Raw genomic sequence first — 26,022 nt, forward strand, 5'->3', positions numbered from 1 at the left:
ATAAGGAAGCGGTTTTATTCCTTGATAAAACCTGCCTTATATAAAAACAAAAAAGCAGTAGAGGAGGAAAAGATGTGAAGAAACAATCGAATCTGTCAAGGCTTATGGGTTATGCCGGCAGCCACAGGTATTTAACCTATTCATCCTGGGTATTGTCAGCCCTGAGCGCGTTTATTGCACTGGTCCCGTTCTGGTATATCTGGAAGATAATCAAAGAGGTGCTGGAAACGGCACCGGATTTTACCGCCGGAGAAAATCTGGTGCATAATGGCTGGATGGCAGTACTGTTCGCCGTGTTATCTGTACTTGTCTATATTGGCGGGCTGATGTGCTCTCACATAGCGGCATTCAGGATCGCGTCAAATATCCGCAGTGAAGCCGTGCATCACATTGTAAAGCTGCCGCTGGGCTTTGCGGAAAGCTTTGGCAGCGGGAAACTGCGGAAGATTGTAAATGAGTCAAGCGCTGCTACGGAAAATTATCTGGCCCACCAGCTCCCTGACAAGGCCGGGGCCATTGCCACCCCAGTCGGTTTATTGGTACTGCTACTAGTTTTTGACTGGAGACTGGGGGTTTTAAGCCTTGTACCCGTGCTTTTGGGATTTATCATAATGATGAGCATGACCGGGGCAAAAATGCAGCAGAAGATGCAGGAATATCAGAATGCACTGGATGATATGTCTAATGAAGCGGTGGAGTATGTGCGGGGAATACCGGTTGTAAAAACCTTTGGGCAGACAGTTTTTTCTTTTAAAAAGTTCAAGGATTCTATTGACCGTTACGGCAGGTGGGTCATCGCCTATACAAAACAGCTCCGTATGCCCATGCTGTGCTATACGGCAGCTATTAACAGCGTATTTGCGTTTCTGACAGCGGCAGGGATTCTCCTTACCCAAAACGGTGTGACCCATGAGTTCTTGCTGAATCTGATTTTTTACATTATTATTACGCCTGTGATCTCTGTAACATTGACAAAAATTATGTTTCAGAGTGAAAATGCCATGATAGTGGACGATGCATTAAGACGTATCGACAGTGTTTTGGATATGAAACCTCTTGAGGATACATCTGTGCCGGAGCACCCTGCAGACAGTTCTATAGAGCTGCGGAATGTAAGTTACAGCTATGATGGGGAAAAGAATGCCCTGGACGGGGTATCCCTCCGCATAGAAGCAGGTCAGACGGCTGCCTTTGTGGGGCCATCGGGCGGCGGCAAGACCACACTTGCAAATATTATTTCACGATTCTTTGATCCACAGAACGGAAGGGTTTTGATCGGCGGTGTGGATGTGCGGAAAATAGAGAAAAAGGAATTGATGGACACAGTATCCTTTGTATTCCAGAACAGTCATCTTATCAAAGCCTCCATTCTGGAAAATGTGAAGATGGGAAAAACGGGAGCATCCAGGGAGGAAGTCATGGAGGCACTGAAAGCAGCGCAATGCATGGATATTTTGGAAAAGCTGCCGGATGGTGTGGATACGGTGGTCGGGACAAAAGGCGTGTATCTGTCGGGCGGTGAACAGCAGCGTATTGCCATAGCCAGAGTGATGTTGAAAAATTCACCCATCATTATACTGGATGAGGCCACTGCATTTGCGGACCCTGACAATGAAATCCGGGTGCAGGCAGCATTTTCTGCACTTTCAAAGGGAAAAACCGTCATCATGATTGCACACAGACTTTCCACTGTGGCAAATGCGGATAGGATTTTTGTGATAAAAGGCGGTAAAATTGCAGAGAGCGGGACTTGTGGTGAACTGGAGGGAAGAGATGGCATATTCAGCCAGATGTGGAAGGATTATCGGACTTCTGTACAGTGGAAGGTAGGAAAGGAGGTATAACAGTTATGATAGAAAAGCTTCAGAAAAAATTTGCCCTTTCCAGGCAGGGAGCCGTTGATCTGGTAAAAGGATGTGCGGCCTGCGTGCTGCAGAATCTTTCCTTTATGTTTCCTGTGGGAATTCTCTATCGCCTGGTCGGTGATTTGATGGAGGGCCCAATCAGCGGCAGCAGGACAGCTTTTTATATTGCAGGGTGCGTGTGTTGTGTTGCTCTGATACTGCTGGCTACCTGGTTTCAGTATAACGCCACATATTTTGCCACATACGTGGAGAGCGGGGTACGGCGGATCTCGTTGGCGGAAAAACTGCGTAAGATTCCGCTTTCCTTTTTTGGAAAAAAAGATTTGGCTGACCTTACAAGTACAATTATGGCGGACTGTACTTTTCTGGAACAGGCCTTTTCTCATTTTATTCCTGAGCTGATAGGCGCCATGATTTCCACCGTGCTGGTAGCTGTGGGCCTCTTTGCTGTTGACTGGCGTATGGCACTGGCTGCCTTGTGGGTGATGCCTGTGGCGTTTGCGATTGTAGGATTTTCAGCCAGGATACAAGGAAAACTCAACGGCAGACAGATGGATGCGAAAATGACATGCGCCGATGGGATTCAGGAGTGTATTGAGACTTCCAGAGATTTGAAGGCAAACAATGCGGAAGAAGAGTATCTGAAAGGATTGGATAAAAAGATTAAAGCAGTGGAAAAACGGGCCATCATATCAGAACTGGGCACGGCCGTGTTTGTGGTATCAGCCACCTTGATTTTAAAGCTGGGCATAGCGACGGCTGCCCTTGCCGGTTCCGTACTGCTTGTCAAAGGAAGCCTGGATATCCTGACATTTTTCATGTTTCTTTTGGTAGTATCGCGTTTATATGACCCGCTGCAGGGGGCCCTTCAGAATCTGGCAGCAGTGATTTCCACACGTACGAATATTTCCAGAATGAATGAAATCCTGGACCATGAGGTGCAGAGCGGCGGTAATACTTTGAATCTAAAAGGTTGTGATGTGGTGTTTGACCATGTGGGATTTGCGTATAACACAGGAGAGGAAGTCCTGAAGGACGTGTCTTTTACCGCAAGCCAGAATGAGGTTACAGCACTTGTAGGGCCATCCGGCGGCGGAAAGACCACAGTATCCAGACTGGCGGCGCGCTTTTGGGATATAGACAAAGGAAAAATAACCATCGGCGGTATGGACATATCCAAAGTGGAACCTGAAACACTGCTGTCCCTCTATGCGATCGTTTTTCAGGATGTAACTCTGTTCGACAATACTATAATGGAAAATATCAGAATCGGAAGAAAAGATGCATCTGATGAGGAGGTGCTGGCAGCGGCCAGGCTGGCAAATTGTGAGGAATTTGCAGGGAAGCTGCCGGATGGCTGGAACACAAAGATAGGGGAAAATGGCTGCACCCTTTCAGGAGGAGAAAGACAGCGTATTTCCATCGCCAGGGCCTTTTTGAAAAATGCACCGGTAATTCTGCTGGACGAGGCAACCGCATCCCTGGATGTGGAGAATGAGACATTGATTCAGACCGCCCTGTCAAGGCTTATAAAAGATAAGACTGTACTGGTCATTGCCCATCGTATGAGAACTGTAGCGGGAGCGGATAAGATTGTTGTTCTTGCTGACGGAAAAGTTGCGGAGCAGGGAACGCCGGAACAGCTTATGAAAAAAGGCGGTGTTTACCGCCATATGGTGGAACTTCAGACCAGGAGCCAGGAATGGACTTTACAGGGAACCTGAGTGGGGCAAATTCAGCCCAAAGCTGAAGCAGGAAATATGGGGACGACATGCAAAATATGGTGTCGTTTCCCATTGATGGGAGAAAAAGAGATTTTTGTATTTTTTTGAAAAAAAGGTATTGACAATTGACACAATTTAAGGTTATAATAGCAAAGCAGTCAAGCGATAGCAGAGACTGCTAAATGAAATGGGATCTTAGCTCAGCTGGGAGAGCATCTGCCTTACAAGCAGAGGGTCATAGGTTCGAGCCCTATAGGTCCCATTCTTTTGCCAAAAGCAAAGAGATACAGATGGCGAGATAGCTCAGCTGGCTAGAGCATACGGTTCATACCCGTAGTGTCGAGGGTTCAAGTCCCCCTCTCGCTACTTGCTGTACAAGCAGCAGATAATCAAATAAAATTATGGGATCTTAGCTCAGCTGGGAGAGCATCTGCCTTACAAGCAGAGGGTCATAGGTTCGAGCCCTATAGGTCCCATTCTTTTGCCAAAAAGCAGAAGAAATACAGATGGCGAGATAGCTCAGCTGGCTAGAGCATACGGTTCATACCCGTAGTGTCGAGGGTTCAAGTCCCCCTCTCGCTACTATAGATAAGCACTTGTGGAATTTATTCCGCAAGTGCTTTTGCTATATACAAATCTGTTTGAGGGCCTGCTTAGATTCTTTAAGCAGGCGGCTCTTTCTCCTCCCTATACATATGCGGCATAAACATAAGCTTTACCGCACTGCCCATAACCAGCAACAAAAATACCGCCGCAGGCAGTCCCCCGATATTGGATATCATTTTCAATCCGTCAACGCCGCTGCCCACATTCATCATGATAAGCGTAATGAACGCGATCAAAATAGCCCAGAGGATTTTAATACTGTTGGGGGATTCAGCCCCTTCCTTTTCCAGACCATGTGTGGACAAGTCGGAGATGGCGATAACTGTAGAATCAGCCGCTGTAACAAAGGAGAGAAACACCGCTATGAGGAAAATAAAAACAAGGACCCCGGTAAAAGGCATATTTTCAAAAAGTTGGTAAATGGTGTTTTCAATTCCTGACTGAAACGCTTCCACCATGCCGCTGTTTGGCCGGTTAAGAGCAAAATGAATTGTGGAGCCGGACATAATGGTAAACCACAGGATACTGAACACAGAGGTAGAGAACAGGTTCATGGCCACTAAATCTTTGATCCTTCGTCCATATGCGATCTTTCCAAGGAAGATTGCTGTAATAGGTGCCCAGGACATCCAGCTGGCAAAATAGAAGATTGGCCACTGGGCTGTCCAGGAGTCTTTGGCAAAGGTACCGGTATAAAGAGACTTGGTAAAAAAGTGATTGAGATAATCACCCAGACATTCCACGCCAAAATTACATATGAAATGTGTCCCTCCGAATATCAGTACAAATCCAATGATGAAGAAGTAAATATAAACATTCATATTGGACAGCCGCCGCACGCCGCGCATGATTCCGGACAGTGCGGAGACAAGGAAGGTGATGATGACCACAAGCATGATCGCTGACCATACAAACGGAGTGGAGTCAATTCCAAACAATTTATGAAGACCACCGCTCAAATTCAGAACTCCCACGCCCAGTGAACCGGTAAGTCCGGCTACGAGTGTGAACAGGCAGACGCTGTCTATGACTGCGTTCAGGTATTTGTGTTCCCGTCCGTTAAGCAGCACCGTGATCATAGCTGCCAGTGAAAATGATTTCTTCTTGTTGTAATAGCCAAAGGCGAACATGACAGCCGGAAGTGTGTAAATGGCGTATGGAAGTACGGTCCAGTGAGTATAGATCGCCGACATGGCAAATTTGGCGGCATCCGGTGACATGGCTTCGATATGGAGACTGTCCGGGGGATGCAGCAGGTGCTGTATTGGCTCAGCGGCTGACCAGAAGATAATGCCGCAGGCAATGGTAGTGCAGATATTGATGCTGAACCAGGAGAGCAGGCTCATTTTAGGCTTGGCGCCTGCTCCCCCAATCTTTACTTTGCCGAATCCGGAAAAGTAAATGGCAATACACACGAAAAATATAAGGACGGGAAGTAAGATGATCAGCCACCCGAATTGATCAACAATGAAAGAATTTAAGGTGTTGACAATTTTTGTGAACAGATCACTGTCTGCTATATTTATGATAATACACACCAAAAACAGAAAAAAGGGCGGTAAAAACACTTCTGGTTTTATTTTTTTCATACCATCTGCCTCCGGACCCTATTCTTTTGCAGACTCTGTTTCCGGATGCACTTTTATGTATCGCTTATTTATGATGACCGCGATCACAATAGCAGCCAAACCACATATTGCCATAAAGGCAAACAGTTTGTTAAAGCCGCCCGTAATATCTTTATCCAGCCAGACCCCCACCATGGAGGTAATGAAAGCATCCGGTATATATGCGATAAATGCAATGATACCGCTGGCAGCACCCGTCAGTTCTCTGGGAATCACAGCCTCGTCCATGATCGAATAATAGATAGATTTGATCATATAGTTTATTCCCGAGATGATCACCGATACAACAATAGCGATCCATAAGAAATTCCCCAAAAAAGGCATGACTGCACTGGCGGCGGTGGCGGCTATCAGCACAAAGATAAGAAATCTGGAACGGTATTTGAACCGGTCGGCAATAATGCCGCCAATCACACCAAGGCCGATCGCCAGAATATACGTCCTTAAAATCTGCAGTCCGCTGGAGACAGCCGTGCTGGTGTGGAGGACCTGTGTGGTGTAGGTCCCAAAGTAATAGGCCCCGCCGCAGTTCAGCGCATAGCAGAAGAAAATGAACAGGCCCACAAGCCAGACACCCGGAAGTTTTAAGGCCGCAAGGATACTGCCTTTTTTAGCTGTCTCTTTCTTTTCTGTGTGAACAGAAGAGGGAAATACGATCAGAGCCAGAACCGCAAAAACAAAATAAATGACAGCAGCGATGACCAATATCATCCGGTAACCGCCCATCTCGTCAGAGAACAGGCTGAAGATCCAGATGAAAAGAAATCCGACAGCCGCAGAGACAAGGCTTCGCAGCGATTCACTGATCCCAAATAATCTGCCCTGTTCCGCATCAGAACCAAAGCTCCTCATCAGTGTAATGTACGGTGACCATAGTGTGGCAGTGGTGAATACAGCATATAAGGCAAATATAATGATGAGACTGGTGTATGACGGAAAAGAGGCCTGCCAAAGAGTGGTTGCGCCGGTGCCTGCCAGAGAGATCCCAATGAGGATCTTAGGGCTGAACTTTTGTGCCAGAATCCCCCCTATGGCATAACAGAAGATTGCCAGCGTGCCGTATACGGAGCCCAGGAAACCCAACTGTGTGTTGGTAAGACTCAGTGCAGCGATTGTCTGGTCATAAAAGGAGATGCGGATAAACGGAATGAAATAGATCATTCCAACCATAAAGCTTAAAAGGGTTACTAATAGGTTGCGTTTGGATCTTGATAAATTCATTCTAATTCCCTCCATGCTTTCTTACAGGCAGCGCATTTGCTGCGCTGGCCTGCCGGAACGTTACAGTTACGAGTCAATTGCCATATCAATATACGTTTCTTCAATATTCTGTCCTAGAAGCAGTGTCTTCAGATCCTTAAGAACTTCTGTAGATACCTCTGGTTTTTTGTATACTTCCAGCAGCCGTGCTGTTTGCTTTTCAATATTTTTGTCAAACTGATCTGCAGGATTGGCAATCGCCCCCCTTACGCTTACATGAGGTGCAAATAATTCTTTACGGCAGAATTCCAGGGTATGTTCTTTTATGAGATATTGACCGGCATGTCCTACCTCATCAATGAGGTCAAGAGGAATGGTGTCAGCATTCACTTCAATATCCCGCATATACCGCTCTGTAAAATCTAAAATTTCAAAATCAGTTATGAGTTTTTCATAAGAGACTGCAAGATAGCTGTTGATAATTCCGGCACTTTGGGTCATGATATTGATACCGCTTTCCTTGCAGGCCATGCAGGTCATCATGGATTCATATCCGGCCTGGGTGTTAAAAGATTTTGCATCGCTTAAAGAGCCCCCGGCGCGGCTGGGAATACCATAGAATTTTGCCATTTCAGCACAATATTTATAGCTGAGGGCGCCCTCAGGGGACCCTACAGCGATGGCCCCGGTTGCCATGTCCGCATTAGTGGACTGGGAACCGTAGATGACAGGCGTTCCGGGTTGACACATCTGGGCAAGTGCTATGGTGGCGAGAACCTCTGCATTGACAATGGCAAGCATACCTGCCAGGGTGACGGGAGCGGTGGTGCCTGCCATTGCCGCGGAAGCAATGATGACAGGCTGGCGGTATTTAGCCATTGTTAGAACGGTTTCCGTCATGTTTTTGTCAAGATACAGGGGAGTATTGGTATTGGCAATGGTACAGATACGCGGTTTTTCCTTCAGCTCCTCCACTGTAATTCCATAGCGGATGCAGGCCATCCGGATGAGAGTTTCCATGGAATCATAATCCCCTGCAGCGGCAAAGATACATTTTTGGGTATGCAGCATGCTTGCCAGGGCGAGAAGTGTTATGTAGGATTCCGTGGGAATATCATTGGGCTGACAGGCAAGTCCCCCGTTCAGACAATAGGATGGATTCCCTTCAAAAAGTTTCAGCAGCTTGATAAAGTCCGAAAACAGGGCAGGCCTGGTCCGGCCCTCTGTATCCATAATAAAAGTAGCACCGCCGCATGGGCCGTTATAACGGCTGTTTCCCCCGATCTGCATGTCGTACTTGGGATCAGATGCATAGAGAGGGGCTTTGGCAGGGGCTTTTTTGACCCATTCCATTATCTGGGCCTCCGTAAAATGTGCCACGTTTTCATCTATTTTTATGCCATGGCTTTTCAGGATGCGGACTGCGTCCGGGTGGTAGAATTTCATACCTGTTTTTTGAAGGATGTTCATGCTGGCTTCGTGGATCTTTTTTACATTGTCATTCATTTGGAAAATAACCTCCTTTTTGTGGTGAACATGTTAACCTATGGGGTAAAAAAAATATGCAGCACAGGATAAAAGATTTTTTATCCTGTTTAGGGCGGAAATAAAAGTCCGCCCTATGTTGTGCCCATTGCAGGTCACAGAGCATTTAAATGAGATACATACGGATGTTTTTTTCAATCAGGGAATTGCAATGTGCAACCGCTTTTTTGTAGGCTTCCGAGTCCTTGGGACTATTGATATACTCACTCAAAAGTCCCCTGGCAATCAGGCAGTTGATCTGACTTACATATTCCGCATCATCATAGCTGAGCCGTCCTTCTGCAGCAGCACGGCGAAACCAGATGTAATCTCTGTCCTCAATACATCCGCTGAAAATGGAGCAGTAAAACATTGCAGTGTTGCTTCCCTCCACAAAAACAGGATACATTTTAAGGTATTCCTGCAGTATGGATTCCAGCTCATTGCGCATGGTGCCCCAGAACAAATTTAAAAATATATAGGGATGCATAAATGCATACTTGTTAAAAAGTCTCCAGGCATTGATCTGTGCCTCGATAATATCATCCGCATTCTTCAGATTTTCCTCTAATTCTTCAATGTAAGGCTGCAAAAATCTTACGGAAGCCAGGGCCAGCAGATAGTCCAGGCTTTCAAAGTGCTTGTACAGAGCCGCGGGTGAACAGCCAACCCGTTTTGCCAGGTCCCGTACTCGAATATTTTCAGCACCCTTTTCCAGTATCATATGATAAGCTGCTTCGATCAGTATTTGTTTGGTGTTATTTTCCGGGTTCATTCTTTATACCTGCTGTGATTTATTTTAATATTTATAAAATGGAATGGTGGTAAACATGTTTACCGTATAGGTGAATCATAATTCATATCTATATTTTTGTCAATACATATTTTGGAGTTTGGCAGATCGTCTGATTGATTTATGATAATGTACTTATATACCACACGTGATTATGTCCCATTTTGGAGTTTGGCAGCACGCTTTTCAGCGGGTGAAAATATCCCGCTTCGGCGGAGTAGGTGATACATAGCTGTCCAGCCGCAAATACTGTCTGGCATATTGTTTGGGGGACATACCCACTGTCTTGGTGAAGGTATGTATAAAATGATTATTGCTGTTAAAACCGGCGCGCTCACCGGCCAGCATAACGGAAAGACCCTGTCTGAGATAGGATTTTGCCAGGGTAAGACGTCGTTTGATGATATAGTCTGTGATGGTCATTCCTGTCAGATCTTTAAAGCGGTGGCTTAAATAATATTTGCTCACATAGAAATTCTGGGCAAGACAGTCCAGGCTTATTTTTTCGGTTATATGTTCATTTATATAGTCAATCACAGGATAATAAGCGGATATCTGTTCTTCACTGGGCACCTGCTTAATAAGCGGGGTATCGTAGAGAAAGTTTATATAGACCAATACTTCTGCCAGCAGTGTTCTAGCAAAAATGTCTCTGCCAAAGGCAGAGCAGTCCGAGGCCAGATAGTATTCAATTTTATTGATCAGTTTCAGCAAATGGTCTATCTGGTCGATATTGAGCTTGTTCATATGATTGAACTGGTTATGATTTCTGAAGCATTTCAGCAGGTCAAATTCATCTGTGGAGATTCCATCCACTTCCTCCTGATAAAAACGAATGGAATAATACTGATAGATCGAGCGCGGCTTCGGTACACTTCTGTGCAGGTCGCTGCTGTTTAGAATGAAGATACTGCCTCTGGAAATGGGATATATTTTATCACGGATAAAGAAATTTTCGCCTTCTGACATGATGAGCAGTATTTCCATCTGGTCATGAAAGTGAAACGGACTTTCCTGCCACATTTCTTTTGTAAAAAAGCGTATTTCCATATCTGTTTTTCCCCCTTTTCCCCATAATTTACATTACTTTTTGAAAAGTATATCCCAGGCTGTTTCTTTTGTCAATAGATGTAGAAATATGGAAAATAGGTAAATAATTCCATTGCAGTACCGCAAAATAACACATATTTCAAACGGAAATAAGCAAGATTCTGCAATACAAAAAATCCGGCAATGGAGACAGGATGAATTTATACGTTGAAAAACAAGGGTTTTTAAAGAATAAGCGGTACAGATCGAAAAACAGCAAATTTAATGTCTTAACAAAGCAAGTTAAAAGAACATTTGATCAGAACAATTCGATATAATTGAAAGCAGTTATTTAGAAAAATTATAAAAAATTTGTAATTTACTGATTTCATGGCATGACCAGGAGGTGTGATTTTGGAAAAACTATTGGAAGTGAAAGATTTGAAAACTTATTTCTTTACCCCGGATAAGACAATACCGGCAGTTGACGGGGTAAGTTTTCATATCAACAAAGGAGAGACACTGTGTATTGTAGGGGAATCGGGAAGCGGTAAAAGTGTGACCTCTCTGTCCATCATGCAGCTTGTGCCCACGCCCCCTGGAAGATACGTTGGCGGTCAGATATTATTTGAGGGGGAGGACATTCTGAAAAAGCCGGAAAGCGAGATGTGCGGCATAAGGGGGAATGTCATCTCCATGATCTATCAGGAGCCAATGACCTCTTTGAACCCTGTATTTTCCATTGGAGATCAGTTGATGGAAACACTTCGGATCCACCAGAAGCTCAATAAAAAAGAGGCCGAAAAAAAGGCGGTCCACATGCTGGATCTGGTAGGGATTTCAGATCCCGGGTCACGTATGCGAGAATATCCGCACCAGCTGTCAGGGGGGATGAGACAGAGAGTCATGATCGCCATGGGCTTAAGCTGTGAGCCTAAACTTTTGATCGCGGACGAACCCACAACCGCCCTGGATGTGACCATACAGGCCCAGATACTGGACCTGATGAAGAAGCTGAAAGAAGAGCTGGATATGACTATTCTTTTTATTACCCATGACTTGGGAGTTGTGGCGGAGATGGCACAGCGGGTCATTGTCATGTATGGGGGAAGAGTTGTGGAGGAGGCAGAGGTCAGGGAAATATTTAAAAATCCCAGGCATCCTTATACACTTGGCCTTTTAAAGTGTATTCCCAGAATGGACAGCAGACAGAAACTGGAAGTGATCAAAGGTATGGTGCCATCCCCGGACAAGTTTGCAAAAGGGTGCCGCTTTCATCCCAGATGCCCTTACGCAAAGGAAATATGCACCTGCCGGGAACCGTCGGAACAAATGATCGGGACAACCAGAGTGACATGCCATTTTCCTCTGGGTACAGATAAGGAGGATACGTGCAATGGGAGAAGGTAATAAGAAAGTACCATTGCTGGAAGTGAAAAATCTCGGAAAGGATTTTGTCAGTAAAGGCAGCAAAGGGAAAAAAACAGTACATGCGCTGAGCGGAATCTCTTTTACCGTATACAAGGGGGAGACCTTTGGACTGGTAGGGGAGAGCGGGTGCGGCAAGACCACTGCGGGGAGGGTGATAAACTGCCTGACAAAGCCCACGCAGGGGGAGGTTCTGTTTGAGGGAAAAGATTTGTTTCAGATGTCCAAAAGTGAGATGAAAAAGGTCAGGAGAGAGATACAGATGATATTCCAGGATCCTTTTGCTTCTCTGGATCCCAGAATGACCATTGGAAGTATAATTGAGGAACCCCTTCTCATCCACCGCATCGGCTCCAGAGATGAGAGACGGGAAAAGGTGAAAAAAATGCTGGAGAGAGTGGGATTGCAGCCGGATTACTATCACCGTTATCCTCATGAATTCTCAGGTGGCCAGAGACAGCGGATCGGGATAGCCAGAGCACTGATCTTAAATCCCAAACTGGTCATATGCGATGAGCCTGTGTCAGCTCTGGATGTGTCCGTGCAGTCCCAGATCTTGAACCTTCTGGATGATCTGCAGAAAGAGCTGAGCCTGACATATATCTTCATTGCCCACGGATTAAGTGTAGTAAAGCATATTTCAGACCGGGTCGGAGTCATGTATCTGGGAAAGATGGCGGAGATCGTCAACGCAGAGCAGTTGTTTGAGAAACCGGCACATCCTTATACGCAGGCCTTGCTGTCCGCCAATCCCATACCGGACCCTGATTTTGAAAAGCAGAGGATCATACTTGAGGGTGATATCCCTTCTGCATCCAACCCGCCGACTGGGTGTTATTTCCACACCAGATGCAGATACTGCAAACCGATTTGCAGGGAAAAAGAACCGCCGTACGGGCAGATAGGAGACAGGATCGTGGCATGTCACTTTCCGCTTTAGCAGATGAAAGAAAGAACGGGAATAGAAAGGCTGGTTAAATATCTGTTTGAACATCAGGAGACGCTGCTGTCTCCAAAAGCAGAACAGGCAGCCAGAATGTGTATTTTAGACGAAATCGGGTGCGGGATCTACGGCAGCCGTACACGGGAAGGAAGGAATCTGATACAGGCAGCCGCAGACCTTAAATACTGCGGTGATATTCCGGTGTGGGGGACACAAAACTTGCTGACCGAGGATATGGCGGCCATGGTAAACGGTGCGTTATGTCATATCAGGGAACTGGATGATGTCCACTATGCCATATTACATACAGGGGCCGTATGTGTGCCTGCCGCCATGGCAGTTGCGCAGCGCTGCGGTTCCACATGGAGGCAGCTTCTTGGGGCGGTCATTACAGGAGTGGAGGTATCCGTCAGGATCGCGGAGGGGATGGATTTTTTGGAACACAGGGAAAGGGGCTGGCACGGAACTGCAACCTGCGGCTCGTTTGGTGCTGCAGCAGCCGCCGGAATGCTCCTGGGACTGGATGAGCAGCAGATGACAAATGCGCTGGGAATTGCGGGGAGCAGAACAGGGGGAAGCTGGGCTTTTGCCGCAGACGGGGCCATGACAAAACGTATCCATCCGGGACTGGCAGCCAGGGACGGGATATTAAGTGCTTATCTGGCAAAACACGGGATCACAGGACCCCGCCATGTACTGGAAGCTGCGGACGGTGGGATCTACCGCATGATGAGCAGCCGGTATTGTCTCGGCGTGCTGGATGCCGTAAAAGAAAAAACAGCTATTGAGGAGGTAGAGTTTAAATGGTTTGCGTCCTGCAAATCCGTACATTCCCCTTATACTGCGGCCTATGAGATCTACAGAAGACATGGATTCAGAGAGCCGGAAGATATTTGTACCGTGCGGGCAGAAGTGAACCGGTCAGCCATAGAGATGGCAGGCAGTAATTACCGGCAGGATTCTATTGTGTCCGCACAGATCAGTATTCCGTACGGAGTAGCGCTGGGTCTGATGGGCTGCAGGGGGCAGGCCGGGGACTATACGGAGGAACGTTTAAGAGACAGCAGGATCCTGGAAACTGCCGGTAAAGTAGTAGTTGCGGAAAGCGAAGCCATGAACCGGCTGAGGCGAAATGAAAAGCGCAGTGCCGCAAAGGTCACGGTTCATTGGAAAGATGGCAGCAGTGACACAGAAACCGTGACCGCACCCAAAGGGTCCATGTTCAACCCTCTGTCACAAGAAGACATTACCGGAAAATTTATGGACCTGACAGGGGGCATAGTGGGGGAACACGTAGCGAGGGAAATAGCTGATACGGTTTTAAAAAGCAGCAATATGGAAAATACCCACAGAATTACAGATATTTTAAAAAGGCAAATATAGGAGGAGAAATGGAGAACAAAGAGAAAAAGGGAGGATTTTTTGAACAGATACAGGGAAATATCAATCCGGTGGTTCTGAAATATTATTATGGGCCGAAAATGATGGAATCCGATACTTCGTTTCCCTATTTGGTCCGTGTCATGAAAGCCCATGTTATCATGCTGAAAGAGCAGAGCATTATTCCAAAGGAGGCAGCCCGCAGGCTGTTGTCTGTGATGGAAGGATGGGGGGAACGGATTCCAAAGCTGGACCCGTCACTGGAGGACCTGTACATCAATCTGGAACATCTGATCACTGTGGAGGCCGGGGAGGATGTGTGCAGTTTTCTGCCGGTTGCCAGAAGCCGCAACGATGTGGAGGCAGCCATGTGGAGAATCGAGCTGCGGGAAAAACTGCTGTTTCTGGCAGATGCCATTCTGGAGCATGTTGAAGTCCTCCACAAGCGTGCAGAGGAAACCGTGGACTACATTTTTCCGGGCTATACCTATGGGCAGCAGGCACAGCCTGTCAATATGGGATTCTATCTGTCGGGGATCGCGGCTCCTCTTTTGAGAGATGCGGAGAGGATACTGCAGTGTATTGACCGCTTTAACAAAAATCCTCTGGGCGCTGCTGCCATGTCCGGGACCGAATATAACATAGACCGGGAACGGACGAAAGAATTGCTGGGATTTGAGACAGTGTGGGAGCACACGGGAGATGCGGTGGCCAGCGCAGATTATATGATGGAAGCAGCGGGCATCGGCATCTCGGTCCTGGTCACACTGGCAAGACTTGCGGAGGATATTATCAACTGGTGTTCCAATGAAGCGGGTTTTGCTGACCTGTCCGATGATCTGATCGATTCAAGCAGTATTATGCCCCAGAAGCGGAATCCTGTCATCTGTGCAACCGTGCGTTCCCAGGCCAGGCTTATGTCAGGGCGGTATGCCGGAATTTGTTCTGCCTGTTCCGTGGAATTTCAGGCCAGCAGGGATATGACGGCAGCCTGGACAGATGTGTTGGAGTGTGTGGAGACAGCCAAAGGCATGTGCAGGATCAGCGGAGAATATGTTAAATCCCTAAAATTCAACAAGGATGTCATGGAAGAAATTTTGTATAAAGGTTTCTCAAATGCCACGGAATTGGCAGACAGCCTGGTGTTGGAAGGAAAGCTGTCTTTCAGACAGGCACACAGAGTGGTGGGAGGGGCGGTCAGTGAGCTTTTCCGCGGAGGAAAAGGCCAGGATGCACTGACCTGGGAATTGCTGGATCACTGGTGCCATGAGATCTGCAGCACCGGTCTCCCTCTTACAAAAGAGCAGGTAGACAATGCAAAGGATTTCAGGATTGCAGTGGAAAGAAGGGACTGTCAGGGGGCAGCCGCACCTTCCCAGGTGTACAGAATGTTGGAACTGCAGAAAGAACAGGGCCAGTCAGTAAAAAAAGATGCGGAGAGAAAGAGAAGTGTATGGAAAAACGCGGAGGAGAAGATGCATCAGTGTGTGCAGACATTTCTCTCAGACGGAAGGCCGTAAAGGCAGAGGAGGGTTTAGCTGATGAAGAGAAAAATGTATTCAATGATTTTATCCGGTATTTTAGTGCTGGCATTATCGGCCTGCGGAGGAGATTCCGGGAATAAGAAAGAGCAGACTCAGGAACAGACACAAAATTCGGAACAGACACAAAATCCAGAACAGACGGATGCCCGGACAGGGCAGGTGGCAGACGAACTGATCGTCCTGACGGGAAGTGATGCTTCCACTTTTGACCCTCATTTCTGTACGGATTCCGCAACAGAGATCTTTAATAAAAATATCTTCAACAATCTGGTGCGCTTTAATGAAAATATGGAGATAGAGCCGGATCTGGCAAAGGAGTGGTCTATCTCAGAGGACCAGCTGACTTGGACCTTTAAACTGGAAGAAGGTGTAAAATTCCATGACGGAACAGATTTTAACGCGGAAGCGGTAAAGACTTCCTTTGAGAGGGTGCTGGACGAAAGCCTTGGTTCGCCCAGGAGGTCTGTACTGGCTGCTATCACGAAGATAGAGGCTGTGGATGAAAACACGGTAAATATATCAACCGACGTGCCCTGCGGCGCTTTGCTGCAGCAGTTGTGCCACCCGGTCGCAGCTATTATCAGCCCTAAGTCTCTGGAAGAGTATGGGGAAGAAATCTCCACACATCCGGTCGGAACAGGTGCCTTTCAATTTGTGGAGTGGAAGACAGGGGAAGAACTTGTCCTGGAGCGAAACGTGGATTATTTCAAGGGGGCGCCGGCTGTAGAGAAGGTATATTTCAGAGTGGTTCCCGAAGATGCCACCAGAGCGCTTCTGCTCCAGTCAGGCCAGGCGGATGTTGCCCTCAGACTTCCGGTAACTGAGACAGACAGGCTGGAAAGCGACCCGAATGTAACGATCCAGAAGGGTGATACGGTCATGACCATGTATGTTGCTCTCAATAACAGCAAAGGGGTCCTTAGGGATGAAAAAGTACGTCAGGCCATGAATTACGCGGTGGATAAAGATGTGATCGTCAAAGATATCCTGGGCGGCATGGCTACTGTTTCAGACTCCCCCATCTCTCCTTATACATGGGGATATGATTCCAGTATGAAGTACGAGTGTGATGTGGAAAAGGCCAAAGAGCTGCTGGCAGAAGCCGGATATCCGGATGGGATTGAACTGGAATTGTGGACGCCTGTGGGACGTTATCTTATGGATACACAGGTAAGCGAGAATCTGCAGGCACAGTGGGAGAAGGCCGGGATCCATGTGAATATCCGTCAATGGGAATTCCAGGCCCTGATGTCTGAAGTCAAGAATGGGGAATTTGATATGGTCCTGCTGGGATGGAGTCCATCCACAGGGGATGCTGACCAGGGATTATATCCTGTATTCCACTCCACGCAGTTCCCCCCAAACTCCAACAGAGCTTTTTATAATAACCCGGAAGTGGATACGCTTTTGGATTCAGCCAAAACTGAAGTGGATGAAACTGCCCGCAGAAAGATGTATGCAAAAGCGGAGAAGACCATCATGGAGGACGCTGCCTGGACATTCCTGTATTATCCAAAACAGGCGTTATCCTACCGCAGCAATATAGCGGGGATTGAAATGCTGCCCACAGAACATATTATGCTGGAAAAAGTCACAAAGCAGTAGAGTACCGGCCTGCGGAAATCCGCAGGCCATAAAAGCCAAGGAGGCGGTTGTTTGCTGAAATATATAATAAAGAAAATTATTTTTACATGCATTGTGTTGATAGGGGCAGCCACATGCGCCTTTCTGCTCCTCCATGCCATTCCGGGAGATACCGCGGAGGCCCTGGCAGGGCCCCAGGCAACCGTGGAGGATGTGGATAACCTGCGGCGTGCCATGGAACTGGACCAGCCGTTGGGAAAGCAGTATGTCAGCTACATGGGAAATCTGCTCCACGGTGATCTGGGATATTCCTACAGGACCAACAAGCCGGTCATGGAAATCCTGAAGTCCGCTTGGCCGGCAACCCTTCAGCTTGCGGTATGCAGTATGATCGTGGCAGTGCTGCTTGGCGTTCCCATCGGTATTTTTGCGGCCATTCACAGGGGGAAGCCGGGGGATACCATTGCCATGGTGGCGGCCTTTTTGGGCGTATCCATGCCCTCTTTCTGGCTGGCGCTGCTATTGATCATAGAATTTTCAGTCAACCATAACTGGTTCCCTTTCTATGGAAGAGAAGGGATTTCCAGCTTTGTCCTGCCGTCACTGACTCTGGGCCTGGGGGTAGCTGCCAATATAGCCAGACTTACCAGGACAAGTATGCTGGAGGTTTTAGGGCAGGACTATATCAGGACAGCTAAGGGAAAAGGTGTAAAAAGCGGGAAGATCATATGGGTCCATGCACTGAGAAATGCGGCTGTGCCTGTGGTCACTATCATTGGCCTTCAGTTTGGTGTACTGCTTGGAGGACAGGTGGTGACCGAAACCGTATTTTCCTGGCCGGGAATCGGCAGGATGATAGTGGATGCGCTAAATACCAGAGATCTGCAGATCGTGCAGGGCGGTATTTTGATTCTTGCGGCTACTTTTACAATCATTAATCTGATCACGGATTTGGTATATGCACTGCTGGATCCCCGTATCAGGTATTCTTAGAAGGGAGGGATGGATGTGAGTACATTTCGTAAGATATTGAGAAACCCCAGTGCGGTTGTGGGGTTGTGCATTCTTCTGCTCCTGATCGTTGTGAGTATTGCAGGGCCTTTTCTGGTACAGTCTCCTTATGAGCAGAATACCGCCATCAAACTTATGCCCCCTTCCCGGGAGCACTGGTTCGGCACGGATGACTTTGGGCGTGATGTGTTCAGCAGGATTGTAACAGGAGCACATTATTCCCTTCTGGCAGGATTTATATCAGTGATCTTGGGACTTACGGGGGGACTTTTGCTGGGAGCCTTTGCCGGATTTTACGGCGGCCTTTTAGATCAGATACTCATGACCGTCTGTGATATACTGCTGGCGTTCCCCAGTGTTTTGCTGGCGATGGCTATTGTCATGGTAATGGAACCCGGAATATATACACCCATGGTTGCAGTTGGCATCAGCTCCATACCGGTGTTCGCGCGTCTTGTGAGAGCACAGTTCATGTCGCTTCGGGAGAGCTGTTTTGTGGAGGCTGTGCGTTCAGCAGGGGCAGGGGATCTGCGGATCATTTTCCGGCATCTCCTGCCAAATTCCATCGGACCTATTATTATTCAGGCTACGCTCAGAATCGGTTCCTCTATTCTGCTTGCCGCTACACTGAGTTTTCTGGGGCTGGGAGCACAGCCGCCTACACCTGAGTGGGGGGCCATGTTAAGCGCTGCGAGAAATTATGTGTGGACAGCTTCCTATCTGGCCTTGATTCCGGGTCTGGCCATTACCGTTACCGTGGTGGCGGTGAATTTGATCGGAGACGCGCTGCGCGATTACCTGGACCCCAGAACAAGAAATATGTAGACCATGCCGGGAGAAAATACTTCAGCAGGTCCGCGCAGTTAGTTGGGAGGATAAGAATGGCGAAAAAAGTACAGGTTACATTGACCGGAAATGAAGGAAAGCGTCTGATCGCAAAAGCGGCAGTGAGGATGCCGGAGATACAGGGGCGCTTAGAGAAACATAAAATTCTTTTATGCGGCGGAACTACCGTGTCGGCTCTCTCGGAGGAGCTGGGTCTGGGGCCTCTCCGCATATCAGGCAGAATTGATGCCAGCGGTGCCAGAACTGCCCTGAAAAAGGCTAAGGCTCCCCATAATCTGCTGGTGGATCAGGGGAAAGGACAGAATGTGGACAGTAGTATCCAGAAGGTGGCAGAAACCCTGAATGACAAAGACTTGGTTATTGTGGGGGCAAATGCCATTGACCCCATGGGAAGAGCAGCACTGGCTTTTGCGGCTCTTGGGGGAGGCAGCAGGGGATACGCGCTTCACAGTGCGTATATGCAGGGGGTTCCCATGCTGATCCTGGCGGGCATCAATAAATTGATCCCTGATTTGGGGGCTGCCCAGGCCCACAGCGGCAGAGCAGGTATTGATCTATCCATGGGGGCAGCCATCGGACTGTATAATATTTACGGCCCTGTCATCACGGAACTGAAAGCATTTGAGATCCTCTTCGGGGTGGAGGCAGTGGTGATAGCCGGCAGCGGATTCGGTACCGGTGACGGAACCCGGACTTTTGTGCTCCATGGGGAGGAGGCAGCCATCCAGCAGGCATGGGACCTCTGTCTTGGACTGAAGGGGGCAGGGGTATCCGCATGTGAGGACAGTCTGTTTACCTGTGTAGGGGGATGCAGACACTGCCAGCGTCATGTTGGCTGCTATTATAAAGAGCTGGCCCAGGGCGAAGACTGAACCCCGGGATGGGGTTAAAACAGAAGGGACTAAAGTCTGTAATTGGCATAAATACCGCCGGTTACGGGCTTTTTTTCTTTTGAAAAACCTTTCTTTTAAAACCCCGGGGGCGGCTTGCGGGCCATTTTTCCCTCTGCTATACTCCATTCATGACAGCCCGGAGGAAGGGGAATATTTCCGGACAGACAAAAGATATCTAACAGGAAAAGGAGCAGAACGTATGAAGAGAAAGATTGCAGCAGTCCTCTGCTGTCTGGCAATGACTATGTCCATGCTGGCAGGCTGTGGAAACGCGGGGGATTCCGGTACTGACTCAGCAAAAGAAACAGAGCAGAAAGAGGATACATCCTCTAAAGCGGACGCAGCAGAAGAACCGCAGGAGGAGACTGGGGGGAAGGATGAAGTTACTATCGGATTTTCCAACGATGCAGACAGTTGGGACCCATGTACGGGGTTTGGTTATACAGGTTCCCCGCTGTATTCCTCATTAGTGAAAGTAAACGGGGATGATAAGCTGGAGAACGATCTGGCAACGGAGTACCATGTAAGTGAAGATGCCCTGACATGGACTTTCAAAGTCAGGGATGATGTGGTGTTCTCAAACAAAGAACCGCTGAAAGCATCAGATGTGGCGTTCACCTTCAACACGACAAAAGAGAAGGCAACCTACATGGATCTTACCATGCTGGAGAGCTGTATGGCAAAGGATGACACTACCGTGGAATTTAAGCTGAACAAACCTTGCGTGACTTTTATCTATACCATAGCCCAGATTGGGATTGTCCCTGAGAAATCCTACAGCGACAAATTCGGGCTGTCCGCAGAAGAAACCATCGGTTCCGGCCCATACAAGCTGACCCAGTGGGACAAAGGACAGCAGTTCATCATGGAAGCTAACGAGAACTATTACGGAGAACAGCCAGCCATCAAGAAGGCAGTATTTTTGATCCAGGAGGAGGATGCCAGATTCGTATCCGCCAAAGCCGGGGATGTGGATATTGCGCTGACTTCCGCCACGATTGCCACCAATGAGATCGAGGGCATGCATGTGGAGGAAGTGGAGTCTGTAGATAACAGAGGTATCACTTTGCCCACAGTTCCTGATGAAGGAAAAACAACAGAGGACGGCTACAAGATCGGAAACAACATTACCTCAGATGTCAATGTCAGAAAGGCTTTGGCTTACGGCATTGACAGGGAAAAGATCATTACAGAAGCGCTGAACGGTTTTGCGAAACCGGCCTATACCGAATGCGATGGTATGCCCTGGTGGAATGAAGAAACAGTTATTGATACCGATGTGGATCATGCAAAGCAGCTTTTGGATGAAGCGGGATGGAAAGATGAGGATGGAGACGGGATTCGGGAAAAAGACGGCACAAAGCTGGCTTTTAACTTAATGTATTTTGCAGGAGACTCCATGCGTCAGGCGGTTGCCATGTCCGTAGCAAACCAGGCAAAGGAAAATATGGGATTTGACATTACCGTGGAAGGTGTCAGTGCAGACGATACAGTAAAGAGAATGTTCTCGGAACCCATGATAATGGGATGGGGTTCTGATAGTCCCATGACCTCCTACATGTTGTATCACAGCAGCAATGCAGGTAAGACCGATTTCTATAATCCTGAGTTTTATACCAGTGAAAAGACGGATGAATACTTGGATCAGGCCATGAACTCCATTAACATAGAAGATTCTTACCAGTGGTGGCAGAAGGCTCAGTGGGATGGGGAGACAGGTACTTCCATGAGAGGGGAAGCACCCTGGGCATTCTATGTGAATATGTCCCATCTTTACTATGTGAAAGACGGATTGGATATAGGAAAACAGAGGATTCATGCCCACGGCGCAGCATGGCCTCTGGTTGCCAATCTTGCAGAGTGGACCTGGAATTAAATGAGAGCAGGGAATTTTGCTCCGGACGTAAAACCTGTACTATAGATTTTGCGTTCGGGGCTGTTCGTGTTTCAGGAGGAAGGTCACAAGAGAAAATCGAATGGAGAGACAGAATGAAAAATAAGTATTATCTGAAAATTACGGGCAAATATCTGCTCCGCATGGTAACGCTTCTGATCGCAGTCAGTATCATAAGTTTTATTTTAGTCAGCATGTCTCCGGTGGACCCGGTGCAGCAGTATGTGGGGGCAGTGCCAAATGTAAGTATGGAACAGAGAGCTAAGATAGCGGAATACTGGGGACTCAATGACCCGCCGGTGGAGCGTTTTTTCGCATGGGCAAAGTCAGTCCTTCACGGGGATTTTGGCGTGTCCCTGATTTACCGAAGACCTGTGCTGGATATCATGAAAGAGAAATTTATCACTTCCCTGGCACTCATGGCAGCGGCATGGCTGTTTTCCGGAATCATTGGATTTACGGTGGGCTGTGTGATGGGGGCGTTTCATGGAAAAGGGCCGGATAAAGTCCTGAAAAAGGTCTGTCTTATCATGTGCTCTATTCCCACGTTCTGGATCGGAATTGTATTCCTTATGATATTTTCCGTAAAGCTGGGGTGGTTCCCAATGGGAATGAGTGTGCCGAAAGGTGTGCCCACGGACCAGGTGACCATATTGCAGAGGATTCACCATCTTATACTGCCGGCTCTGACATTAAGCTTTCTTTCCTTTGCAAATGTAGCGCTCCATACAAGAGAAAAGCTGGTGGATGTGCTGGAAAGTGAATATGTACTGTTTGCAAAAGCAAGGGGAGAATCTGGATGGAGTATCCTGAAAAGACATGGGATCCGTAATATTATGCTGCCGGCTGTGACCATGCAGTTCGGATCTTTCAGTGAACTGTTCGGCGGTTCTGTGCTGGCGGAAAATGTATTTTCCTATCCGGGCCTTGGAGCTGCGGCATCAGCAGCAGGCATGGGGTCCGATGTACCATTGCTTTTGGGGATCACTTTGTTCTCCGCGCTGTTTGTCTTTATCGGGAATATGCTGGCAAATATAATATACGGGGTTGTGGACCCGCAGATAAGGGAGGGGTACTTAAAATGAGTAATATGACTGCGGCGGCATCCGGCAGACAAGGCAGAAGGATTGGGGTGAACCGGAGGACCAAAACAATTATTTTTGCAGCCCTGATCTTAATGGTGATTTTGGGGGTATATCTGTCAGGGGCTTTTTTAAGTGATGATCTGATCCAGGCGGATTTTTCCAAGAAAGCCCTGAAACCATCTCTGGAACATCCCTTCGGAACAGACCTTCTTGGGAGGGATATGCTGGTGCGTACCATTAAAGGGCTTTCTGTCAGTATTTCCGTGGGTATGATCGCTTCCAGCGTCAGTGCGGTGATCGCCCTGTTCGTGGGAGTGGCAGCGGCAACCGGGCGTTCCTGGCTGGATCATTTTATAAACTGGCTGATCGACTTGGTGATGGGGATACCTCACACGGTCCTGCTGATCCTCATTTCTTTTGCCTGTGGAAAAGGTCTGAAAGGCGTGCTGATCGGTGTGGCCGTCACCCACTGGACCGGGCTTGCCCGTATCATAAGGAGCGAGGTGCTCCAGATACGTTCCCAGCAATACATAGGAGTGTCCAAAAAGCTGGGGCATTCCAGTTGGTGGATCACGGTGCACCATATTCTGCCCCACATGGTACCACAGTTTATTATCGGGCTGATACTTCTATTTCCCCATGCCATTATGCATGAATCGGGACTTACCTTTCTGGGATTCGGTCTGTCACCGGAACAGCCCGCTATCGGTATTATCCTTTCGGAATCCATGAAATACTTGTCAGCCGGTATGTGGTGGCTTGCATTTTTCCCGGGTCTTATGCTTGTGATCATCGTACTGCTTTTTGACCGTCTGGGAGAAAATATGAAGAAAATATTAGACCCATACAGCGCACATGAATAGGAGTGTAACATGAAAAAGGAACAAATAGAAAAAGAGCCGGTTCTGAAAGTGGAAGACCTGTCTGTGACATTCCATATGTATGACAAGGGGCTGGAACAATATGATCTGAAAGTCATATCTGATCTGAGTCTGGACGTAAGACCGGGGGAAATTGTGGCAATCGCGGGATCCAGCGGTTCCGGCAAGAGTCTTTTAGCCCACGCAGTGATGGGAATCTTGCCGGAAAATGCTAAAGTAACGGGAAAGGTCATCTTTAAGGGAGAGGCACTTGACCAGAAGAAAAAAGAGAGACTTAGAGGAACGGAGATTGCTCTTGTGCCCCAGTCCGTAGCCTATCTGGACCCTCTGATGAGGGTGGGAAAACAGGTGACTGGATGTGACCCCAAGAAAGAAAAACAAAAATCACAGAAAGAGATATTTAAAAGATTTCATCTGGATGAAAAAATTGAAAGATATTATCCGTTTCAGATATCGGGAGGTATGGCGAGAAGAGTACTGGTATCAACAGCCGTTATCAGCAATACATCCCTGATCATAGCGGATGAACCCACACCGGGATTAGATCTGGAGATGGCTTTGGAGGCGCTTAAGATATTCCGGGAACTGGCAGATGAGGGGAAAGCAGTGGTGCTCATTACCCATGACATTGATCTGGCATTTCATATTGCAGACCGGATCGCTGTATTCTATGCAGGTACTACCGTGGAGATGGCAAAGGCGGAGGACTTCAGAAAAGGTATGGAGGAACTGCGTCATCCCTATTCCAAGGCGCTGTGGCAGGCATTGCCCCAGAATGGCTTCCGGCCTATACCGGGCTTTCAGCCCTATGCTAAGTACCTGCCCAAAGGATGCTTGTTTTTCCCAAGATGTCCATATAAAACAAAAGAGTGTGAAAATAATATACCCATGCGTGAAGTCAGGGGAGGATATGTGAGGTGTATACATGCGACTTGAAGCAAAGAATCTGGGGTTTCGCTACGCCAATGGGCCGTGGATACTGAAAAATGTAAATTTCACCATAGAGGAAGGGGAGCGTGTGGGTCTGGTGGGGCCCAGCGGTTATGGCAAAAGCACCCTGGTTAAGCTGCTGGGGGGATATCTGGAACCCTGTGAAGGCGAAATTCTGCTGGATAAAAAACCGCTGGAGAAAAAAGGTGTTTGTCCGGTCCAGTTGATCTACCAGCATCCGGAGAAGGCCATCAATCCCCGTTGGAAAATGAAGAAGGTCCTGGAGGAGTCAGGTATGTACCGCGAGGAGGTCCTGGACGCTCTGGGGATCGAGAAGGAATGGATGAACCGGTATCCGAGGGAGCTGTCAGGGGGAGAGCTGCAGCGGTTCTGTGTGGCACGTTCTCTGTTCGAGGGAACACATTTTTTGCTGGCTGATGAGATGAGCACCATGCTGGATGTCATTACACAAGCACAGATATGGAATCTGATGCTCCGAGAGGTGGAAAAGAGAAAGATAGGTCTGCTGGCTGTGACACATAACATGGCGCTGGCAGGCCAGGTGTGTACCAGAACACTGGATCTGGCAAATGTAAATCATATAGAATGTGCAGAGGAGAGCGGGTGCGAAGATGGATGTGAATATGGTACTGTTTGACGATTTTGAGGGGATGGATGTATTCGGGCCTGCGGAGATACTGGGAAAACTGCAAAAATATTTCCATATCCGTTATCTCTCCGTATCGGGGGATATCATTAACAGTGTACAGGGAGCAAAAATATGGACTGATTTTCTGATCCCCGAGGAGACAGAGGGGGTTCTGCTGATCCCGGGAGGCAAAGGGGCGCGGCGCCTGCTCTGGCAGGATGAGAGGACCCTGAATCTGGTGAAACGGGCAGCAGAAAATGCGGATACCTGCCTGATGGTGGGCAGCGGCTCTGCTATTTTGGCACAGACAGGACTTTTGTACAGACGGAAACTGGCTGACTGTCCTCTTGATAAAAACTGGAACAGGATGTTTACAGCAGGAATCGAGAGGATCGAGGGGGCCAGAGTGGTGGCTGACGGAAAATATTATTCCTGCAGCAGCACAGCGGCGGGCCTGGATATGACACTTTGGATGGTGGCCGACCAAATTGATATTGATGTGGCATCAGAGGCTGCCCGGCAGACAGGATATCCCTGGGACCCGGCCGGAGGAGAGGAAATCTATTGCTGATGTAAGGCAATCCA

At 48.0% G+C, this 26,022-nt stretch carries 21 protein-coding genes and 4 tRNA genes; 20 read left to right on the forward strand and 5 right to left on the reverse strand.

Annotated features, from left to right (window positions below; genetic code table 11):
* Window positions 1–74: 74 nt before the first annotated feature.
* From C6P39_RS17305 to C6P39_RS17330, 6 genes are all read left to right on the forward strand, one after another.
* Window positions 75–1,844, forward strand: coding sequence for an ABC transporter ATP-binding protein (locus C6P39_RS17305; protein WP_104804624.1), 1,770 nt, complete (start codon window positions 75–77; stop codon window positions 1,842–1,844).
* 5 nt (window positions 1,845–1,849) lie between these two features.
* Entirely contained in the window at window positions 1,850–3,589 is a 1,740-nt protein-coding gene (locus C6P39_RS17310; RefSeq protein ID WP_104804625.1) for an ABC transporter ATP-binding protein, read from the forward strand.
* 189 nt (window positions 3,590–3,778) lie between these two features.
* Window positions 3,779–3,851 (forward strand) — tRNA-Val (locus tag C6P39_RS17315).
* Between the two features lie 30 nt (window positions 3,852–3,881).
* Window positions 3,882–3,955, forward strand: a tRNA-Met gene (locus tag C6P39_RS17320).
* A 37-nt stretch (window positions 3,956–3,992) separates the two neighbouring features.
* Window positions 3,993–4,065 (forward strand) — tRNA-Val (locus C6P39_RS17325).
* 32 nt (window positions 4,066–4,097) lie between these two features.
* A tRNA-Met gene (locus C6P39_RS17330) sits at window positions 4,098–4,171 on the forward strand.
* 80 nt (window positions 4,172–4,251) lie between these two features.
* Here the strand turns inward: C6P39_RS17330 and C6P39_RS17335 are convergent.
* From C6P39_RS17335 to C6P39_RS17355, 5 genes are all read right to left on the reverse strand, one after another.
* Window positions 4,252–5,784, reverse strand: a complete 1,533-nt coding sequence (locus C6P39_RS17335; RefSeq protein ID WP_104804626.1) for a BCCT family transporter — start codon at window positions 5,782–5,784, stop codon at window positions 4,252–4,254.
* Between the two features lie 18 nt (window positions 5,785–5,802).
* Window positions 5,803–7,044: an MFS transporter gene (locus C6P39_RS17340; RefSeq protein ID WP_158661607.1), complete on the reverse strand. Its 1,242-nt coding sequence runs from the start codon at window positions 7,042–7,044 to the stop codon at window positions 5,803–5,805.
* A gap of 66 nt (window positions 7,045–7,110) precedes the next feature.
* The gene (locus C6P39_RS17345; protein WP_104804628.1) at window positions 7,111–8,529 is read right to left on the reverse strand and encodes a trimethylamine methyltransferase family protein; all 1,419 of its coding nucleotides are present in this window, start codon (window positions 8,527–8,529) and stop codon (window positions 7,111–7,113) included.
* 145 nt (window positions 8,530–8,674) lie between these two features.
* On the reverse strand, window positions 8,675–9,322 hold the full coding sequence (locus C6P39_RS17350) for a TetR/AcrR family transcriptional regulator (protein WP_095171216.1): 648 nt from the start codon (window positions 9,320–9,322) through the stop codon (window positions 8,675–8,677).
* 204 nt (window positions 9,323–9,526) lie between these two features.
* A complete protein-coding gene (locus tag C6P39_RS17355) occupies window positions 9,527–10,390 on the reverse strand; it encodes a helix-turn-helix transcriptional regulator (RefSeq protein ID WP_104804629.1) in 864 nt (287 codons plus the stop codon).
* 393 nt (window positions 10,391–10,783) lie between these two features.
* Here C6P39_RS17355 and C6P39_RS17360 point away from each other — a divergent pair, with 393 nt between their 5' ends.
* The 14 genes from C6P39_RS17360 to C6P39_RS17425 all read left to right on the forward strand — a co-directional run bounded on the left by C6P39_RS17360 (window position 10,784) and on the right by C6P39_RS17425 (window position 26,008).
* Window positions 10,784–11,779, forward strand: a complete 996-nt coding sequence (locus C6P39_RS17360) for an ABC transporter ATP-binding protein (protein ID WP_095171211.1) — start codon at window positions 10,784–10,786, stop codon at window positions 11,777–11,779.
* Complete coding sequence (locus C6P39_RS17365) at window positions 11,766–12,737, forward strand: ABC transporter ATP-binding protein (protein WP_104804630.1); 972 nt, start codon at window positions 11,766–11,768, stop codon at window positions 12,735–12,737. Before C6P39_RS17360 ends, C6P39_RS17365 begins: the two co-directional genes overlap by 14 nt.
* Window positions 12,738–12,740: 3 nt before the next feature.
* A complete protein-coding gene (locus C6P39_RS17370) occupies window positions 12,741–14,123 on the forward strand; it encodes an MmgE/PrpD family protein (RefSeq protein WP_104804631.1) in 1,383 nt (460 codons plus the stop codon).
* An 8-nt stretch (window positions 14,124–14,131) separates the two neighbouring features.
* Complete coding sequence (gene argH, locus C6P39_RS17375) at window positions 14,132–15,640, forward strand: argininosuccinate lyase (RefSeq protein WP_104804632.1); 1,509 nt, start codon at window positions 14,132–14,134, stop codon at window positions 15,638–15,640.
* 21 nt (window positions 15,641–15,661) lie between these two features.
* Complete coding sequence (locus C6P39_RS17380; RefSeq protein WP_104804633.1) at window positions 15,662–17,269, forward strand: glutathione ABC transporter substrate-binding protein; 1,608 nt, start codon at window positions 15,662–15,664, stop codon at window positions 17,267–17,269.
* Between the two features lie 51 nt (window positions 17,270–17,320).
* A complete protein-coding gene (locus tag C6P39_RS17385; protein ID WP_095171199.1) occupies window positions 17,321–18,241 on the forward strand; it encodes an ABC transporter permease in 921 nt (306 codons plus the stop codon).
* 9 nt (window positions 18,242–18,250) lie between these two features.
* Window positions 18,251–19,084, forward strand: coding sequence for an ABC transporter permease (locus C6P39_RS17390; RefSeq protein WP_242987070.1), 834 nt, complete (start codon window positions 18,251–18,253; stop codon window positions 19,082–19,084).
* A gap of 56 nt (window positions 19,085–19,140) precedes the next feature.
* Window positions 19,141–19,977 carry a hypothetical protein gene (locus tag C6P39_RS17395; protein ID WP_095171197.1) on the forward strand — a complete coding sequence of 279 codons (837 nt, stop codon included), beginning with the start codon at window positions 19,141–19,143 and terminating at the stop codon, window positions 19,975–19,977.
* A 220-nt stretch (window positions 19,978–20,197) separates the two neighbouring features.
* On the forward strand, window positions 20,198–21,874 hold the full coding sequence (locus C6P39_RS17400) for an ABC transporter substrate-binding protein (protein ID WP_104805975.1): 1,677 nt from the start codon (window positions 20,198–20,200) through the stop codon (window positions 21,872–21,874).
* Between the two features lie 113 nt (window positions 21,875–21,987).
* Complete coding sequence (locus C6P39_RS17405) at window positions 21,988–22,977, forward strand: ABC transporter permease (protein ID WP_104804634.1); 990 nt, start codon at window positions 21,988–21,990, stop codon at window positions 22,975–22,977.
* On the forward strand, window positions 22,974–23,840 hold the full coding sequence (locus C6P39_RS17410; RefSeq protein WP_104804635.1) for an ABC transporter permease: 867 nt from the start codon (window positions 22,974–22,976) through the stop codon (window positions 23,838–23,840). Before C6P39_RS17405 ends, C6P39_RS17410 begins: the two co-directional genes overlap by 4 nt.
* A 9-nt stretch (window positions 23,841–23,849) precedes the next feature.
* A complete protein-coding gene (locus C6P39_RS17415; protein ID WP_187143988.1) occupies window positions 23,850–24,794 on the forward strand; it encodes an ABC transporter ATP-binding protein in 945 nt (314 codons plus the stop codon).
* Window positions 24,784–25,446 (forward strand): ABC transporter ATP-binding protein, encoded by a 663-nt coding sequence (locus tag C6P39_RS17420; protein WP_104804636.1) that lies wholly within the window; start codon window positions 24,784–24,786, stop codon window positions 25,444–25,446. Before C6P39_RS17415 ends, C6P39_RS17420 begins: the two co-directional genes overlap by 11 nt.
* Window positions 25,421–26,008: a DJ-1/PfpI family protein gene (locus C6P39_RS17425; protein ID WP_095171188.1), complete on the forward strand. Its 588-nt coding sequence runs from the start codon at window positions 25,421–25,423 to the stop codon at window positions 26,006–26,008. Before C6P39_RS17420 ends, C6P39_RS17425 begins: the two co-directional genes overlap by 26 nt.
* The last annotated feature ends 14 nt before the right edge of the window (window positions 26,009–26,022 follow it).

Origin of the sequence: Blautia marasmi (assembly GCF_900258535.1) — a bacterium.
Classification (GTDB): Bacteria; Bacillota; Clostridia; order Lachnospirales; family Lachnospiraceae; genus Blautia; species Blautia hominis.

Bases quoted from the DNA above. Each gene is read 5' to 3' on its own strand.
- C6P39_RS17310 (WP_104804625.1), top strand. From the start codon at position 1,850: ATGATAGAAAAGCTTCAGAAAAAATTTGCCCTTTCCAGGCAGGGAGCC.
- C6P39_RS17335 (WP_104804626.1), bottom strand. From the start codon at position 5,784: ATGAAAAAAATAAAACCAGAAGTGTTTTTACCGCCCTTTTTTCTGTTT.
- C6P39_RS17340 (WP_158661607.1), bottom strand. From the start codon at position 7,044: ATGAATTTATCAAGATCCAAACGCAACCTATTAGTAACCCTTTTAAGC.
- C6P39_RS17345 (WP_104804628.1), bottom strand. From the start codon at position 8,529: ATGAATGACAATGTAAAAAAGATCCACGAAGCCAGCATGAACATCCTT.
- C6P39_RS17350 (WP_095171216.1), bottom strand. From the start codon at position 9,322: ATGAACCCGGAAAATAACACCAAACAAATACTGATCGAAGCAGCTTAT.
- C6P39_RS17355 (WP_104804629.1), bottom strand. From the start codon at position 10,390: ATGGAAATACGCTTTTTTACAAAAGAAATGTGGCAGGAAAGTCCGTTT.
- C6P39_RS17365 (WP_104804630.1), top strand. From the start codon at position 11,766: ATGGGAGAAGGTAATAAGAAAGTACCATTGCTGGAAGTGAAAAATCTC.
- C6P39_RS17370 (WP_104804631.1), top strand. From the start codon at position 12,741: ATGAAAGAAAGAACGGGAATAGAAAGGCTGGTTAAATATCTGTTTGAA.
- argH (WP_104804632.1), top strand. From the start codon at position 14,132: ATGGAGAACAAAGAGAAAAAGGGAGGATTTTTTGAACAGATACAGGGA.
- C6P39_RS17380 (WP_104804633.1), top strand. From the start codon at position 15,662: ATGAAGAGAAAAATGTATTCAATGATTTTATCCGGTATTTTAGTGCTG.
- C6P39_RS17390 (WP_242987070.1), top strand. From the start codon at position 18,251: ATGGATGTGAGTACATTTCGTAAGATATTGAGAAACCCCAGTGCGGTT.
- C6P39_RS17395 (WP_095171197.1), top strand. From the start codon at position 19,141: ATGGCGAAAAAAGTACAGGTTACATTGACCGGAAATGAAGGAAAGCGT.
- C6P39_RS17400 (WP_104805975.1), top strand. From the start codon at position 20,198: ATGAAGAGAAAGATTGCAGCAGTCCTCTGCTGTCTGGCAATGACTATG.
- C6P39_RS17405 (WP_104804634.1), top strand. From the start codon at position 21,988: ATGAAAAATAAGTATTATCTGAAAATTACGGGCAAATATCTGCTCCGC.
- C6P39_RS17410 (WP_104804635.1), top strand. From the start codon at position 22,974: ATGAGTAATATGACTGCGGCGGCATCCGGCAGACAAGGCAGAAGGATT.
- C6P39_RS17415 (WP_187143988.1), top strand. From the start codon at position 23,850: ATGAAAAAGGAACAAATAGAAAAAGAGCCGGTTCTGAAAGTGGAAGAC.
- C6P39_RS17420 (WP_104804636.1), top strand. From the start codon at position 24,784: ATGCGACTTGAAGCAAAGAATCTGGGGTTTCGCTACGCCAATGGGCCG.
- C6P39_RS17425 (WP_095171188.1), top strand. From the start codon at position 25,421: ATGGATGTGAATATGGTACTGTTTGACGATTTTGAGGGGATGGATGTA.